This is a genomic window from Janthinobacterium sp. UMAB-56 (assembly GCF_900095265.1).
In the GTDB taxonomy this organism is placed as follows: domain Bacteria; phylum Pseudomonadota; class Gammaproteobacteria; order Burkholderiales; family Burkholderiaceae_D; genus Janthinobacterium.
In genome coordinates, this window is sequence record NZ_LT607672.1 from 1 (window position 1) to 14,887 (window position 14,887).

Genomic DNA, 14,887 nt, shown 5'->3' on the forward strand with positions numbered 1-14,887 from the left:
CCCGCCGCCCTGCCCCTACTGGCCGCCGCCAGCCGCGCCGCGCTCGGTGATCTGCAACAGGCAACACAACTGCTGGGTGACCACGAAACACTGCTGCGCGCCAGCTATGACGCCGCCTTCCGCCAGTTGCTGAACGGCCTGGCAGTGCTGGCCGTGGCGCTGGCGGCGCTGTTGCCGTACCTGCTCAGGAAAGATAGCGCTCAGGCGTCGAGGCCGTAGAACACGGCCACGAGGATGGCGATATTGTTGCAGGCGCGCGAAAAGGTGGTTGTCGCATAGGCAACGGCCACGCCGGGGGCGCGGTAGCGCAGATAGACAAAGCTGAACATGGCGCCCGACCCGAGCGCGACGATGGCGTGCAGCAAGCCACCGCTGACGTAATGCACGATGGCCCACAGGATGGCGCCGAAGAAAATGCTCAGCTGGCGGCTGGCGCCCAGGCGCCTGAGGATTTCCAGCGGCAGCAGCTGGCCGAGAAAGGTTTCCAGAATGGGGGAATAGATGACGACCCAGAACACCAGCAGGGGCAGCGACATTTCGCGCTTGAACTTGGACAGGCCAGTGTGTGCGCCCCAGTATTCGGGCGGCAACAGCCATTTGGTGAGGAACAGGATGGCAAAGCACAGCATGCAGGTGAGTAAGCCCCAGCCGAGACCGGCAAGGGCCAGCTGCAGCACGGGCGGCGGCGCTTTGCCGTCGTCCGGGCTGGATAGATCATGGCTGCTGTGCACTTGCATGTGTCGTCCTGGCGGTGATCCAGCGCTCATTGTAGCGCGGAATATGACGCTTGGCGCGCGCCGTGCTGCTGCGCTATCGGCGTCAGGCCGCCAGGCGCAAAGGACCGTTGGCCGGCGCGGCCAGCTTGAAGATGCCCACTTCCTGTTCCAGCTGCGCCGCCTGTTGCTGCAGTTCGTGCGCGGCGGCGGCGGCCTGCTCGACCAGGGCCGCGTTTTGCTGGGTGACCCGGTCCATGTCGACGATGGCGCGGTTGACTTGCTCGATGCCGGCGCCCTGCTCCTGCGTGGCATGGCTGATCTCGGCCATGATGCCCGTCACCCTACCAATGCCGGCCACCACGTCATGCATGGTGGCGCCCGCCTGCTCGACGAGCACCGTGCCCGTGCCCACCTTGCTGACGGAATCGTCGATCAGGGCCTTGATTTCGCGCGCGGCGGCGCTTGAGCGCTGCGCCAGGCTGCGCACTTCGGTGGCGACCACGGCAAAACCGCGCCCCTGTTCACCGGCGCGCGCCGCTTCCACGGCCGCGTTCAAGGCCAGGATATTCGTCTGGAAGGCGATGCTGTCGATCACGCCGATGATGTCGACGATCTTGTTCGACGAGGCATTGATCAGGCCCATGGTATGCACCACTTCGGCCACCGCCTTGCCGCCCTGCTCCGACACCTTCGACGCTTCGCGCGCCAGGTGGTTCGCCTGCTGGGCATTGTCCGCATTCTGGCGCACGGTGGAAATGAGTTCTTCCATCGACGAAGCCACTTCTTCCAGCGAGCCGGCTTGCTGCTCCGTGCGCTGCGACAGGTCGCGGTTGCCGGTAGCGATCTCGGTCGAGGCCGTGGCGATGCTTTCCGTTCCGTGGCGCACCTTGCCGACGATGGCGGCCAGGTTGTCGCGCATGGTTTTAATCGCAAACAGCAGGCTGCTGTCGTCGCCGTGGCGCGTGTGCACGTCGATGGCCAGTTCGCCCAGCGCGATGCGCCCGGCAATCGAGGCCGCATACGCCGGTTCGCCGCCCAGCTGGCGCAGCAGGCCGCGCGTGATGACGGTGGCCACCGCAATGCAAATGAGCACGCTGAGCGCGGCCAGCACGCCAATCCAGCGCAAGGACTGGCCGTAGATGGCGCGCGCGGCCACGCTGGCCTGCTCCGATTCGCGCTGCACGTTTTTCAGCACGGCATCGATATCGGCGACGATCTGGCGCCGCAGGGGGCTGCAATCCTCGACGAGGAAAGTACCGTATTGCTCCATCTGCCCCGTGGCGAGGAACTGGCGCGGACGCTGCAGTTCCTGCGCCATGGTTTTCAGGCCCGTGCTGACTTTCTCGAACTGGGCATCGCCGGCGAACTGCGGCGCCAGCCTGGCCAGCGCTTCCAGATACAGCGCCTTCTGGCTGTCGAGGATGGCCAGTTCCTTTTCGGCGGCGGCCGGATCATGGAAGATATACGCGTTGCGGGCAGCCAGGCCCGTCTGGTCGAGCGCTTCGCGCGCCACGTACAAGGGTTCGAGTTTTTCCAGTTGGACTTTTTCTTGCGCGTCCATGGCGCCGGAGATGGCAGCGATACGCAGCAGCGCGAAGGCAGCCAGCACCAGCATCAAGACCACCAGCAGACCAAAGCCTGCGCTCAGGCGCGCGCCTATCGTCAAACGATTGAATGACATCATTGTTGTTATTGCCCTGTATAAAGTTGATTGTTTGCCGGTTCCACTAGAACCGGCGATCTGCTCGCCGTCGCTTGCCGATATTGCGTAGGGAGCAATATCAAATTCCAACTGGCGTTTTTTGGGCAGTCAGCTTTTACTTCGGGCAAAATGGGCACGCACGGAAGAGCCGTGCGGCACAAGAACACACCGAATTATAAGCGAATAGCGTTATTGATGATTCCACGCGTCCACTTTTAATGCCTTGATGCAAGTCAAGGGGCGTCGATGACGGCCATGGTGATGCGCGATATACAGCACAGTTTACCGTCTTCGTCGACGATGCGGATTTCCCACACCTGGCTGCTGCGGCCCCGGTGAATCGGCGTGGCGCGCCCCGTCACATGGCCGCCGCGCACGCCGCGCACGTGGTTGGCGTTGATTTCCTGCCCCACGCTGATCTGGCGGGCCGCATCGAGGCAGGCATTCGCGGCCATGCTGCCCAGCGTTTCGGCCAGCAGAACGGAAGCGCCGCCATGCAGCAGCTTGAACGGCTGCATGGTGCGGTGGTCGACGGGCATGGTCGCTTCGATCCAGTCGGGACCGAAAGCCGTGAAGACGATGCCCAGGTGGCGCATGGCCGTGCCCTCGCTGGCGGCGTTGAGGGTGGCCAGGTCGAGCGGTGCGTGCCAGATTTCCATCGTTACCTCGTATCAGTGTGAAGGAAAGCCATTGTAGGACAGAGCGCGCGCCCGCGCCGCTTCATCTTTCCTTCACCGTGGCACGGGGTGGCGAGAGCAGTAACTGGTTATAATTGCCCCATTCTTTAAAAACGAGGTTGTGTATGAAGTGGGCCTTGCTGGGCATTTTTGTGTTTTCTGTTTTACATATTCATTTTCGTGGCAAGGTGCGCCTGCCGTTTCGCCGCCAGATCTTCGATCACTCCTCGTTCATGGCGCCGCTGAACCTGTTCATGCACACCTTTTCCAAGGTGCCGGCCACGCCCTATCTTTCCGTCGAACAATTTCCGGAATTGGCGCCGCTGCAGCAGAACTGGCAAATCATCCGTGATGAAGCGCTGCGCATGCAGGAAATGAAAAAGATCAAGGCGGCCGAAAAGAATAATGACGTGGGTTTCAATTCTTTCTTCAAGTATGGCTGGAAGCGCTTCTACCTGAAATGGTATGACGCGAATCACCCGTCGGCACAGCAGATGTGTCCGCAAACCTATGCCCTGTTGCAATCGATCCCCTCGATCAAGGCCGCCATGTTCGCGGAACTGCCGCAAGGCGGCAAGCTCAACCCGCACCGCGACCCGTTTGCCGGCTCCCTGCGCTACCACCTGGGCTTGCAGACGCCGAACGACGACCGCTGCTTCATCGACGTCGATGGCGAACGCCACAGCTGGCGTGACGGCCAGGCCGTGATGTTCGATGAAACGTATATCCACTGGGCCCGCAACGACGCCGACAGCGACCGCATCATCCTGTTTTGCGACATCGAACGCCCGATGCGCTACCGCTGGGCGCAAGGCTTGAACCGCTGGCTGGGACGCACCCTGATGACGGCCGCCGCCTCGCCCAACGAACTGGGCGACCAGGTCGGCGGCGTGAGCAAACTGTTCCAGATTTCCTGGACCATGGGCCAGTACCGCCGCCGCTTCAAGGCGTGGAACAAGACGGCCTACCAGGTCACCCGCGTGGCGCTGGTCGTGGGCATCATCGCGCTGATCTACTTTATATAATTGCTACGCTGTCTCGCAGACAAGCAAACCGCCTTCGGGCGGTTTTTTTATAGTGCGCCGCCTCGTGGGCCTGCAAACGGACGAGGCGGCAAGCCAGCCGCGCTGACATCGGCGATAATACCGGCTCACACCACTCTCTTCTTTTATTTATGCGCGACATCATTGCCGGATTTCTACGTTTCCAAAAGGAAGTCTTCCCTGAACGCCGAGAGTTATTCAAGACGCTGGCCACTGGACAGACGCCCAAGGCCTTGTTCATTTCCTGCTCCGACAGCCGGATGGTGCCGGAACTGGTGACGCAGCGCGAACCTGGCGAACTCTTCGTGATCCGCAACGCGGGCAATATCGTGCCCTCGTTTGGCCCGGAACCTGGCGGCGTGAGCGCGTCCGTCGAATTTGCGGTCGCGGCACTGAACGTGACGGACATCGTCATTTGCGGCCATTCCGATTGTGGCGCCATGAAAGCCATCGCCACCTGCACCTGCCTCGATCACATGCCGGCAGTCAAGAACTGGCTGCGGCACGCGGATGCGGCGCGCATGATCAATGAATCCATCGAGCATGCCACGGAACAGGACCGCATCGACGGCATGGTGCGCGCCAATGTCGTGGCGCAACTCAACAACATCCGCACCCACCCCTCGGTAGCCCTCGGCATCACGCAAAAACGCCTGACCCTGCATGGCTGGGTGTATGACATCGAAAAGGGCTCGCTCGATGCACTCGACGAGTCTACCGGTCAATTTGTCCCGCTCGCGGAACATCCGGCATCGCAGCTGTAAGCACAGGAAATCCCCGGTCAAGCGCAAGTTGCGCTTGACCTTATCAAGGCGGGAAGGTTCAAGGTAACGGTACTCAAGGAGATTATCGTATGCCAACAATCACTGTCTTGCCCCATCCCGAGCTGGCCCCCGAAGGCGCCGTGTTTGACGCGCCGGAGAACATGAGCATATGCGACGCATTGCTGCTCAATCATATCGACATCGAACACGCATGCGGCCAGGTCGGCGCCTGTTCCACCTGCCACGTGGTCGTGGCGCAGGGTTTCGACTCGCTCAATGAATTGGGCGACAATGAAGAAGACATGCTCGACCAGGCCTGGGGCTTGCAGCCCCAGTCGCGCCTGTCGTGCCAGGCACGCCTGGCGCAGCAAGACCTGACGCTCGAACTGCCCAGGTACACGCTCAACCACGCCAAGGAATAGTCCCCGGCGTGCCTGCTCCACTGCCCTACTTGCTTACCACATGATCACGCGCTGCTCGGGCGGCAGATACATCGGGTCGCCCGGCTTGATGCCGAACGCCTCATAGAAGCCGGGCTGGTTCTTCACCGTGCCCTTGGCGCGGAATTCACCGGGCGAATGCGGGTCGCTCTTGATCTGCGCGATCGCCGCTTCAGGGCGCAATTTCGCGCGCCATTTCTGCGCGAAGCCGATGTACAGGCGCTGTTCGCCCGTCAAACCATCGATGACTGGCGATGGCTTGCCACCGAGCGAACGCTGGTAAGCCTTGTAGGTGATCGACAGGCCGGAATTGTCGCCGATGTTTTCGCCCAGGGTCAGTTCGCCATTGATGTGATAGCCAGGCACGGGGCTGTAGGCGCCGTACTGCTTGACGAGACCGGCGGCCAGGGCCTTGAAGGCCGTGCGGTCTTCTGCCGTCCACCAGTTGCGCAAGCGACCCTTGGCATCATATTGGCTGCCCGAATCATCGAAGGCATGGCTGATCTCATGGCCGAAGGTGATGCCCAGCAAGCCGTAATTGACGGCATCTTCCGCTTTCACGTTAAAGAATGGCGGCTGCAGGATGGCGGCCGGAATGGTGATCGCATTGAGCGCAGGGCTGTAGCTGGCGTTGACGGTTTGCGGCGTCATCGACCATTCGTCGCGGTCCACGGGTTTGCCCAGCTTGGCCAGGTTTTGCTGACGACTCCACACGCGTGCGGCGCGCACATTGGCGATCAGGTCGTTTGGCTGCGTCCGCATACTGCTGTAGTCGCGCCAGGTAGCGGGATAGGCAATCTTCGGCTTCAAGGCCGCCAGCTTGAGCTGGGCTTCCTTCTTGGTTTCCGGGCCCATCCAGTCGAGCTGCTCGATGCCATCCTTGAACGAGGCGACGAAATTGTCGAACATGGCCATCACGCGGGGCCGGGTTTCCGGCGGCAAATACATGTCCACGTAGCGCTTGCCGACGGCGTCGCTGATGGCGCCATCCGTGAAGCGCAGCGCCAGTTGCCACTGCGGTTCGCTTTGCGGCACGCCGCGCAGCACCGTGCCGTCGAAGGCGAAGCGTTCCTTGACGCTGGCGCTGTCCAGGTAAGAGGCATAGCTTTCGATAATGCGCCAGTTCAGATAGCTTTTCCACGATGCCAGCGGCACGGCGGCCACGGTCTCGGAAAAGCCTGTCATGAAGCTGGGCTGGCGCACCACGGCCGAGGAGGCTTTCGGTGCCAGGCCGGCGGCGGCAAAGTAGGCATTCCAGTCGAAGGCCGGGGCCAGCGCCGCGAATTGGTCGAAATCGACGCGGTTGTACGACTTGACGGGGTCGCGCATCTGCACGCGCGTCCATTGCACTGCCGCCAGGCGCGTTTCGATGTCGAGAATCTGCGCCGCGTGTGCGGCAGCGGCGTGGTCGCCGCTCATGGCCAGCATGGTTTCGATATGTTTGAGGTATTTGGCGCGCACGGCTTGCAACTTGGCGTCGTCATCCTTCAGGTAGTAGTCGCGGTCAGGCAAGCCCAGGCCCGACTGGCTGATGTTGACCGTGTAGCGCTCGGGGTCTTGCGCATCGGGCGCCACATAGGCCGAAAACGGCGTCTGGATGCCATTGCCTTGCAAATAGGCAAACAACGCTGGCAAATCTTTCTTGTCTTTCACGGCAGCGACGCGGGCCAGTTCGGTCTTCAAGGGCTTGAAGCCGGCCGCATTGCGCGCCTTGTCGTTCATGAAGCTCGTGTACAGGTCGGCGATCTTGTGTGCCTCGCTGCCGGGCTTGCCGGGGTTCTTGACGGTGGCATCGATCAGGCTGCGCAACTGTCCCTGCGCGATTTCGCGCAATTCGATATACGTGCCCCAGACGGATTTGTCGGCCGGGATGTCCGTATTGCGGGTCCATACGCCATTGACGTAGCCGTAGAAATCATCCCTGGGGCTCACTGCCGGGTCCAGGGTTTTCAGGTCGATGCCCGATACGGGCGCAGTCTGGGCGTACAGCGATGGGGTGGATAAGGCGAACAAGGCGCAACAGGCGGCGCTGATGAGTGAACGTTTCACGAAGATTCCTTTAATTGTTTTAACTTCATGTTGGGGAACATGCTGTGTCCAGGCATGGGAGGCAAGATTATAGTCGGCCTGCCTGCGGGCAACAATGACGGTTGAACAATTGAAGAGGCGGCGCCGCGCAATAAGCCGGCACGCGAATCGGCTCGCCTGCCATGAGGCCAGGCCTACTTCACCGGCTCGAACGTCACCGTCAACCCAGTCCCAGTGGTCCTGAGTTGCGTCGGCACGAATTGCACGCCCGCATAGCGCAATTCATCGGGCTTGAAGGTGTAGATCGGCGTTTCATGCATGAGCTGGTCGGCCACCAGGCTGGCGACCTTGGCGAACTGGCGCTGCTGCGCTTCATCCATGCCGTCGATGGTGACCTTGTCTACGCTCGCTTCGCTCAGGTAGACGGCGTTGCGCCGGGCATCGAGCACCAAACGGCCGGACATGGCCAGGCTGCCGCGCCAGCTCTGGCGTATGAACGGCGGCAAGACGCTCGCATCGACGCTCAGGGCCACGCGCTCGCGTTCGGGCTGCAAGGACAGTTGCGGGTGGGTCAGCTTGACGTCCAGCACGGACAATACGCGCTTGTCGATGGGAAAGCGGCGCTCCAGGCCTTGCTGCATCTTGCTCAGCGACACATTCACGTCGCGTGGGCCGATCAGGGTGGAACACGAGGCCAGCACGCTGCAGGCTAAGGCGGCGATGGCGGCGGTTTTCAGCAAGGGACGCAGGGCAGTCACATTCATGGATAGTCTCGGTGGAAAGATTGCGCCATCTTACACATGCGCCCGCTTTCACGCAAAAACCGGCGCCCACCTTGCAGCGGGCGCCGGTTCTCATGTTTGCTCTGTTAGTGCACGAACAGGGCGATCAGTATGACGATGGGCAATGGTATGCCTAACAGCAGCAAGAGGATGGAACGCATGGCAGACTCCTTGATAGATAGATTGGGTTCAGATGGTGACGTGGCGCAACACGCGCTCATGGTCGCGCTGGCGGCCGCCAAACGTTGCCGCCAGGCTGGCAACGAAGGCGCCCAGCAGCAAGGCGACGAACATCCACAGTGCCGAGTGGGCACCGGCCTTGCGGGCCGTCTCGGCCGCTTGCTGGGCGGCAGCCTTCGCTTCGGCGGCGGCCTTGGCGGCGCGGGCGTAGGTCGCGTCGACTCGCGCCTCGGCTTCAGCCTGCGTCAAGCCCGTGCGGCTGGCCACGACCTGGCCCAGGTAGGCGCGGTCGTCGGCGGCCAGGCTGCCGGTGGACAGGCTTGTTGCCAAGATCCTGCCGATTTCCATGCGCTGGCCGGCGACCACCGTGCCTACATTGCCCGCATCAGCCGCCGGCGCGGCGCGCAACAGCATGTCCGAGAAATAATCGAGCGGATCGGCACCGCTGCCCTCGCCTTGCTTGGCGCCTGCAGAACGACCTGCCACTGCGGCGCCTGCGGCCACGGCCGGGGACACTGCCGCCGCCACGCCCCTGCCTGCGTCAATGGCGCCGCTGAGCACGGCGCGCGTGCCACTGGCCAGCACGGCCACGGTGATGATGGTAGCCACTGCCCAGGCCAGCAAGCCGTGTGCCGTGTCGCGGAAATGCACTTCATCCGTATGAATGGAACTCCATTTCACGCGCAGACGGCCCGCCATGTAGCCACCGATGCCGGACGCAGCCAGTTGCATGAAGGCCAGCCAGGCGATGGTCGACACACCGATGGCCGTGGCGTTGAATGACCACGGCGACACGGAGGACAGGCCCAGGCCCACGCCGAGGATCAGCAGGATGAAGGACAAGGCGGCCGCAGCGGCAGCGCCCGCCAGCACGGCGCCCCAGGAGACGCCCGGCGTGTTCAGGTCCGACACGGACAATTGTGTAGCTTGCATAGAATACTCCCTTGATTATTGATTTTTAAGCCGTTCAGGCGGCTACGCCCGTCAGCTGTTCCTTGCGCGCGGCCATTTCCTTGCCCAGCGCGTCGAGGTCGACTGCCGTATCGCGCACTTTGGGAAACATGTCGCCCTCCTCTTCCTTGACGTGGTGCTCGATCTGCTCCGACAGCACCTTGACCTTGGCGTCGTACAGGTCGTCGGCGGGGTCCATCGCGGCGATCTGCGCGATGAGTTCCTTGGCGCTCGCGTGCTCGACGAGGGCTTCATCCATCAAGTCGCCGTCGTGGATGGGGCGGCGCACGGCTGGATAAAAGATCTCTTCTTCCAGCTGCGTGTGCACCGTCAATTCCCGGCATATCTGGTCGGCCAGCTTTTTCTTGGTGGCAAATGAGCGGTCGCTCAAGCCGTCGTACTGGGCAAACAAGGCTTTCACGGCCTTGTGGTCTTGCATTAGCAAACTGATCGCATTCATGGCGCCTCCTTGTTGTAGATGAGTCAAGGATGCCCCACGGCGGCGCCAGCGTATGTGCGACGCCTTACACAATCTTGATTTTTAATACACCTTATCAGCGGCTCACTTGATGCCGTGGTGACCCATCAGGTCGTACAGGGTGGGCCGGCTCACGCCCAGCAGCTCGGCCGCGCGGGCGATATTGCCGTCGGCCCGCGCCAGCGCGCGCACCATGACCTTGTATTCGGCCGCTTCGCGGGCCTGGCGCAGGTTGATGGCCTCGTCCACGGACCCCGCCTGGGCGCTAGCGGGCAAGCCCAGGTCATCGGCCGCGATCTGCGGCCCGTCGCACATGATGACGGCACGCTTGATGCAGTTTTCCACTTCGCGCACATTGCCAGGCCAGCCATAGCTTTCGATCAGCTGCAGCGCGCCCGCGCTGAAATGCAGATTGCTGCGGCCTTCGCTGGCGCAGAACTTGTTCTTGAAATGCTGTGCCAGCAAGGCCACATCCCCGGCCCGCTCGCGCAGCGGCGGGATGCGCAAGACGATTTCGCTGAGCCGGTAAAACAAGTCTTCGCGGAAACGTCCCTCTTCCCCCAGTACCTTCAAGTCCTGGTGCGTGGCGCAGACGATGCGCACATCGACGGCGATCTCGGCCCGGCCGCCGACGCGCTCGATGACCCGCTCCTGCAGGAAGCGCAAGAGTTTTGCCTGCAGCGCCATCGGCATGTCGCCGATTTCATCGAGAAAGAAGGTGCCGCCGCGGGCCAGCTCGATCTTGCCCGGAGTTTGCCGCGCCGCGCCCGTAAACGCCCCCCGCTCATAGCCAAACAGCTCGCTTTCCAGCAGGTTGTCGGGAATGGCCGCGCAATTGATGGCGACGAAACGCTGGGCATGGCGGCTCGACAGCGCATGCAAGCCCCGCGCAAGCAGTTCCTTGCCGCTGCCCGAGTCGCCCAGCAGCATCACGCTGGCCGACGAGGGCGCCACTTTTTCCACGCTACGGCACAGTTTCAGCATGCCGGGATCGCGGCTGACGATACCGGCCAGGGGCGAGTCCGCCTGCGTCTGCAGCATGCGGCGGTTTTCCTGCTGCATGGCGTGCAGATAAAACGCGCGGGCGATGACCAGGCTCAGCATGTCGGCATCGAACGGCTTCTGGTGGAAATCATACGCGCCCAGGGCAATGGCTTTTAACGCATGTGCCCGCTCCTGGATGCCCGAGAGGATGATGATCTTGGTGTCCGGCGCCAGCGCGAGGATGTGCTGCAGGGTGGCCAGGCCTTCCGTGGCGCCGTCCGGATCGGGCGGCAAACCGAGGTCCATCGTCACCACGGCCGGCTGGTGGCGCCGCACCAGCGCCAGTGCCGTTTCGCACTCACCCGCCAGCAAGACGTCATAGCCGTCAAAACTCCAGTGCAACTGCTTTTGCAGGCCGGGATCGTCTTCGATGACCAGCAGTTTTTGTTTCGCCATACGATCACCTACTGTCAGTGGATAGGGCAACGGAAGTCTGGGGTCAGACCTTATGGATCGGCATTCACCTCATTGCGGCGCATTCCTCCGGCGGGTCTGACCCCAAAGGCGCGTGCAGCGGCAGGGTCACGCGAAACGTGGTGCCCACCTGCAGCGCGCTGCGCACTTCCAGGCTGCCGCCCACTTCGCGCAGGTATTCACGGCTTTCGAACACGCCGATGCCCATGCCCGCCGTCTTGGTCGTGTCGAAGGGCTTGAACAGGCGTTCGCGGATGAACTGTTCGCTCATGCCGCGGCCCGTATCATCAAACTCGACCACGGCCGTGTGATGCTCGCGCCGCAGCCGCACGGCCACCTTGCCATCGCTGGCCGTCGCTTCGATGGCGTTCTGGATCAGATGACCCAGCACCCGTTCCAGCCGGGAGCGGTTAGCCAGCACCGTCAGCCCGCCATCGACGATTTCCAGCCGGGGCGCCGGCGCCAGGCTGGCTTTGGCGGCCACGGCCTGGCGCAGCAAGCCGTCCAGCAGCAGCGGCGCTGGCGCTTCCGGCGCCTCGCCGCGCGCCAGTTTCTGCAGCAGGGTCTGCATTTTCTGCACGGAATGGTCAAGCGTGCCCAGCATGTCCTCCTGGAAGGCGGGATTGGCGCGGTGCTTTTCCGCATTGCTGAGTAACAGCGATAGCTGGAACACGAGGTTTTTGAGGTCGTGCACGATGAAAGTGGACATACGGTTGATCGAATCGAACTGGCGCGCCACCGTCAGGGTATCAAGCGATTCGCGGTGCGCCAGGTAGCTGGCGGCCTGGCTGCCGGCAATTTTCAGCACGTCGCGGATTTCCCAGTTCAGGCCGATACGCGTGCGGGGCCGCGCCAGCGCGACAAAGGCGAACAGCTGGCCATGCAGCATCAGGGGCACGAGCAGCCATACGTCGGGTAGCGCCAGCAGCGCGGGCGGCAACTGCAAGCCGCCGTACTGGAGCGGATTGTGCTGGCAGTCGGGCACGTCGATCACCCAGTGGCGCGCTTCCAGAAACTGGCACAGGGGACCGGACGCCGGCTCGCTCCACGTGCCCGGCGGCCAGTTCCAGCTGGCGGCCGGGGCAAGCAGGCCAGGCTCGCGCAGTATCCACAGCGCGCCGGCGCGGCTTTCCACCAGTTGCGCCATGGCCTGTATCGTGCGTTCGCCCAGCGCCGGGCCATCTTCCGACAAGGCCCGCGTAAAACGCAGCCATTCTTCACGGTAATCGAAGATGGCAGTGTAAAAATGTTTATTAATCGTGACCTTGAGCTTGGCCCGCAAGCTGCCGGAAAACAGCACGCCGGCCAGCAGCAGGGCCGCGCCGCCCAGGTAAGCCATCTGCATCAAGGAACCCCAGGTGCCGCCGAAATAGCGCAAATAATAGGCGCTGGCCGCCATGGTCAGCAGGTAGATGGCCGAGCCCAGCAAGGCGGCCGAGCGGTACAACATCTGGCGCGAGACGGACAAGCCCAGCGCCCAGCCCGGATTGCGCGCCGCCGAAATGGCCAGCAGCGGCGCGCACAGGGCGTCGACGATGCCGCGCGCAGTCCAAAGGTCGTCGTTGATTGCGCGAAACAGCAAGGCGTCGCTGTACAGGTAAAAATCGTAGGCGAACAAGCCGCCGACGCCCAGGCACGCAAACTTGATGCCCCAGCGTTGCAAGGGTGGCGTGTTACGGTACCACTGCTCCACCAGCAACATGCCCAGCACGGCCAGTAGCAAGCGGCAGACGCTGGCAATGATGCGCGCAGGCAAAGGCAGCGCCAGCCAGGATGAGGCCATGGAGAACAGCCAGGGCGTCAGTGCCGTCAGGGCGATGCCGGCCAGCACCAGACGCAAACGGGGCCGCGACGGCTCGATCAGCAGCAGCAAAAACACCAGCCAGGCCAGGGTCCGCAGCAACTCGAGCGCATCGCCGGCCAGCGCGGTGCGCTGCCCCAGCAGCACCAGCACCACCGTGCCCGTCGCCCAGCCGCCCGTCGCCAGGCAAGCCACCAGCAAGGCGCGCACGTTTTGCCGCGCGCGCCAGTTGCTGATGAGTAGCAGCGCCAGCACGAAGAAGGCCAGTGACGCCAGACCATGACTGAGGGCTGCCGCGTCGGCCGCTGCCAGCCAGTCCGACTGCGCCCGCATCAGCGGCTGCCCTTGCCAAACAGCACCACCTGCACCGTGTCGAGCAGAATCAGCAAGTCGAGGAAGAGGCTGTTATTTTTCACATAATACAAATCGTATTGCAGCTTCTTCACGGCATCCTCGACGGAAGCGCCATATTGGTAGCGCACCTGCGCCAGACCTGTGATGCCCGGTTTGATACTGTGACGAATGTTGTAGTACGGTACCTGCTGCTTGAGTTGCTCGACAAAGTAGGCGCGTTCCGGGCGCGGGCCGACAAAACTCATCTCGCCGCGAAACACATTGAACATCTGCGCCAATTCGTCGATGCGCAGCTTGCGGATCAGCTTGCCCACGCGCGTGATGCGCGCATCGTTGGCCAGGGCCCAGATGGGCTTGCCATCGCGCTCCGCATCGCAGCGCATGCTGCGAAATTTCAGCACCTTGAAAGGCAGGCCATCGCGCCCCACCCGCTCCTGCTGGTAAAACACGGGGCCGCCGTCTTCCAGGCGTATGCACAGCGCCGTCACCAACATCACGGGCAATGCCGCCAGGCAGATGACGCTGCTGGCGGCCAGGTCGAACAAACGCTTCGAGGCGGCGCGGAAAAAACTCTGGTCGAAGCCGCCGCCATAAATCAGATAGCTGGGCTGCAAGGAATCGATGCGGATCTGGCACGCTTCGCGTTCGAAAAACGTGGCAGCATCGATCACTTTCACGCCGCCCAGCGCGCATTCCAGCAGTTGCTTGGCAGGAAACGCCCCATTGCGCCGGTCGCTGACGGACACAACGATCTCCTGCGCGGCATGGCGCTGTGCCATGGCCAGCAGCGACGGCTCGGCCGGCAGCAAGGCCGAGGCCGGCACACAGCATCGCTCGCCAGCCACATCGATGCAGCCGACGACCGTGAACTGGTGGAAACCGATCTTGCTGGCGGCCAGCTCCATGCATTCGCGCGCCAGGGCCCCGCCGCCCACCAGGATCAGCCGGCCTTCCATCAGCGCCGATTGCGAGGATTTGAACACCACCAGGCGCGCCAGCAGCACGCCGATGGCGCCCAGGCCGAAGATCAGCACGCTGCCGCGCCCGAAATGCAGGGAAGGGATAAAGCGGATCAGCACGCTAAGCACGGCAAAACCCAGGGCGAACGAAGGCAGGATGCGCAGCAAGGTGTTGCGGATGTCTTCGCGCGAACGGTGCTGGTACATGCCCAGTGCACTCATGCTGAACACGATGACCAGGGCAAAGATCGCGGACGACAGGTAGACCTCGCCCACCTGCAGCACGCGGCTGCCGTCCGCCAGCCACAGCAGAGACGTCAAGGTGGCCGACAGCAGCAGGATCAGGATTTCCAGCAACAGCAGGATAAACGCTGTTTTCGAGACGTAATGGCTGAAGATGCGGATCATGGTGCCTCCTGCGGCAAAGAGCGGCATGCCGCGCACGGGACGGCCTGCTGCTGTCCTGCCATCATGGCCAACTGTTCCAGGAAGACATTGATGTGCCACAAGCCGCAGCCTCAGCTATCTTTCACTGGCAGAATTTATCTCAACAC

General features: G+C 62.6%; 13 protein-coding genes and 1 pseudogene. 4 read left to right on the top strand and 10 right to left on the bottom strand.

What is annotated here, in order from left to right; genetic code table 11:
* Positions 1 to 219 (top strand): annotated as a pseudogene (locus K0F85_RS26135) (MFS transporter); the annotation flags it as partial.
* Here K0F85_RS26135 and K0F85_RS26140 read toward each other — a convergent pair.
* The 3 genes from K0F85_RS26140 to K0F85_RS26150 all read right to left on the bottom strand — a co-directional run bounded on the left by K0F85_RS26140 (position 201) and on the right by K0F85_RS26150 (position 3,077).
* On the bottom strand, positions 201 to 737 hold the full coding sequence (locus K0F85_RS26140) for a hypothetical protein (protein ID WP_219118770.1): 537 nt from the start codon (positions 735 to 737) through the stop codon (positions 201 to 203). The pseudogene K0F85_RS26135 and the gene K0F85_RS26140 sit on opposite strands and share 19 nt — an antisense overlap.
* Before the next feature lie 82 nt (positions 738 to 819).
* On the bottom strand, positions 820 to 2,400 hold the full coding sequence (locus tag K0F85_RS26145) for a methyl-accepting chemotaxis protein (RefSeq protein WP_219118771.1): 1,581 nt from the start codon (positions 2,398 to 2,400) through the stop codon (positions 820 to 822).
* A gap of 251 nt (positions 2,401 to 2,651) precedes the next feature.
* On the bottom strand, positions 2,652 to 3,077 hold the full coding sequence (locus K0F85_RS26150) for a hotdog fold thioesterase (RefSeq protein ID WP_219118772.1): 426 nt from the start codon (positions 3,075 to 3,077) through the stop codon (positions 2,652 to 2,654).
* Between the two features lie 143 nt (positions 3,078 to 3,220).
* Here K0F85_RS26150 and lpxO point away from each other — a divergent pair, with 143 nt between their 5' ends.
* The 3 genes from lpxO to fdx all read left to right on the top strand — a co-directional run bounded on the left by lpxO (position 3,221) and on the right by fdx (position 5,324).
* Entirely contained in the window at positions 3,221 to 4,120 is a 900-nt protein-coding gene (gene lpxO / locus K0F85_RS26155) for a lipid A hydroxylase LpxO (RefSeq protein WP_046685160.1), read from the top strand.
* A gap of 149 nt (positions 4,121 to 4,269) precedes the next feature.
* Entirely contained in the window at positions 4,270 to 4,902 is a 633-nt protein-coding gene (locus tag K0F85_RS26160) for a carbonic anhydrase (protein ID WP_219118773.1), read from the top strand.
* Positions 4,903 to 4,991: 89 nt separating this feature from the next.
* Positions 4,992 to 5,324: an ISC system 2Fe-2S type ferredoxin gene (fdx, locus tag K0F85_RS26165; RefSeq protein WP_219118774.1), complete on the top strand. Its 333-nt coding sequence runs from the start codon at positions 4,992 to 4,994 to the stop codon at positions 5,322 to 5,324.
* A 33-nt stretch (positions 5,325 to 5,357) separates the two neighbouring features.
* On the opposite strand, the gene K0F85_RS26170 is transcribed toward fdx, so the two are convergent.
* The 7 genes from K0F85_RS26170 to K0F85_RS26200 form a co-directional block, all read right to left on the bottom strand.
* Positions 5,358 to 7,391, bottom strand: a complete 2,034-nt coding sequence (locus K0F85_RS26170; RefSeq protein ID WP_219118775.1) for a M13 family metallopeptidase — start codon at positions 7,389 to 7,391, stop codon at positions 5,358 to 5,360.
* A gap of 173 nt (positions 7,392 to 7,564) precedes the next feature.
* Positions 7,565 to 8,134, bottom strand: a complete 570-nt coding sequence (locus K0F85_RS26175; RefSeq protein WP_219118776.1) for a DUF1439 domain-containing protein — start codon at positions 8,132 to 8,134, stop codon at positions 7,565 to 7,567.
* Between the two features lie 207 nt (positions 8,135 to 8,341).
* The gene (locus K0F85_RS26180) at positions 8,342 to 9,265 is read right to left on the bottom strand and encodes a hypothetical protein (RefSeq protein ID WP_219118777.1); all 924 of its coding nucleotides are present in this window, start codon (positions 9,263 to 9,265) and stop codon (positions 8,342 to 8,344) included.
* A gap of 34 nt (positions 9,266 to 9,299) precedes the next feature.
* Entirely contained in the window at positions 9,300 to 9,743 is a 444-nt protein-coding gene (locus K0F85_RS26185; protein WP_219118778.1) for a hemerythrin domain-containing protein, read from the bottom strand.
* Positions 9,744 to 9,845: 102 nt separating this feature from the next.
* Positions 9,846 to 11,201 carry a PEP-CTERM-box response regulator transcription factor gene (prsR, locus tag K0F85_RS26190; protein WP_219118779.1) on the bottom strand — a complete coding sequence of 452 codons (1,356 nt, stop codon included), beginning with the start codon at positions 11,199 to 11,201 and terminating at the stop codon, positions 9,846 to 9,848.
* A 64-nt stretch (positions 11,202 to 11,265) separates the two neighbouring features.
* The gene (prsK, locus tag K0F85_RS26195) at positions 11,266 to 13,353 is read right to left on the bottom strand and encodes an XrtA/PEP-CTERM system histidine kinase PrsK (RefSeq protein ID WP_219118780.1); all 2,088 of its coding nucleotides are present in this window, start codon (positions 13,351 to 13,353) and stop codon (positions 11,266 to 11,268) included.
* Entirely contained in the window at positions 13,353 to 14,741 is a 1,389-nt protein-coding gene (locus K0F85_RS26200) for a TIGR03013 family XrtA/PEP-CTERM system glycosyltransferase (protein WP_219118781.1), read from the bottom strand. Before K0F85_RS26200 ends, prsK begins: the two co-directional genes overlap by 1 nt.
* Positions 14,742 to 14,887 lie beyond the last annotated feature (146 nt).

Bases quoted from the DNA above. Each gene is read 5' to 3' on its own strand.
- lpxO (WP_046685160.1), top strand. From the start codon at position 3,221: ATGAAGTGGGCCTTGCTGGGCATTTTTGTGTTTTCTGTTTTACATATT.
- K0F85_RS26185 (WP_219118778.1), bottom strand. From the start codon at position 9,743: ATGAATGCGATCAGTTTGCTAATGCAAGACCACAAGGCCGTGAAAGCC.
- K0F85_RS26200 (WP_219118781.1), bottom strand. From the start codon at position 14,741: ATGATCCGCATCTTCAGCCATTACGTCTCGAAAACAGCGTTTATCCTG.
- K0F85_RS26160 (WP_219118773.1), top strand. From the start codon at position 4,270: ATGCGCGACATCATTGCCGGATTTCTACGTTTCCAAAAGGAAGTCTTC.
- fdx (WP_219118774.1), top strand. From the start codon at position 4,992: ATGCCAACAATCACTGTCTTGCCCCATCCCGAGCTGGCCCCCGAAGGC.
- K0F85_RS26150 (WP_219118772.1), bottom strand. From the start codon at position 3,077: ATGGAAATCTGGCACGCACCGCTCGACCTGGCCACCCTCAACGCCGCC.
- K0F85_RS26140 (WP_219118770.1), bottom strand. From the start codon at position 737: ATGCAAGTGCACAGCAGCCATGATCTATCCAGCCCGGACGACGGCAAA.
- prsR (WP_219118779.1), bottom strand. From the start codon at position 11,201: ATGGCGAAACAAAAACTGCTGGTCATCGAAGACGATCCCGGCCTGCAA.
- K0F85_RS26180 (WP_219118777.1), bottom strand. From the start codon at position 9,265: ATGCAAGCTACACAATTGTCCGTGTCGGACCTGAACACGCCGGGCGTC.
- K0F85_RS26145 (WP_219118771.1), bottom strand. From the start codon at position 2,400: ATGATGTCATTCAATCGTTTGACGATAGGCGCGCGCCTGAGCGCAGGC.
- prsK (WP_219118780.1), bottom strand. From the start codon at position 13,353: ATGCGGGCGCAGTCGGACTGGCTGGCAGCGGCCGACGCGGCAGCCCTC.
- K0F85_RS26175 (WP_219118776.1), bottom strand. From the start codon at position 8,134: ATGAATGTGACTGCCCTGCGTCCCTTGCTGAAAACCGCCGCCATCGCC.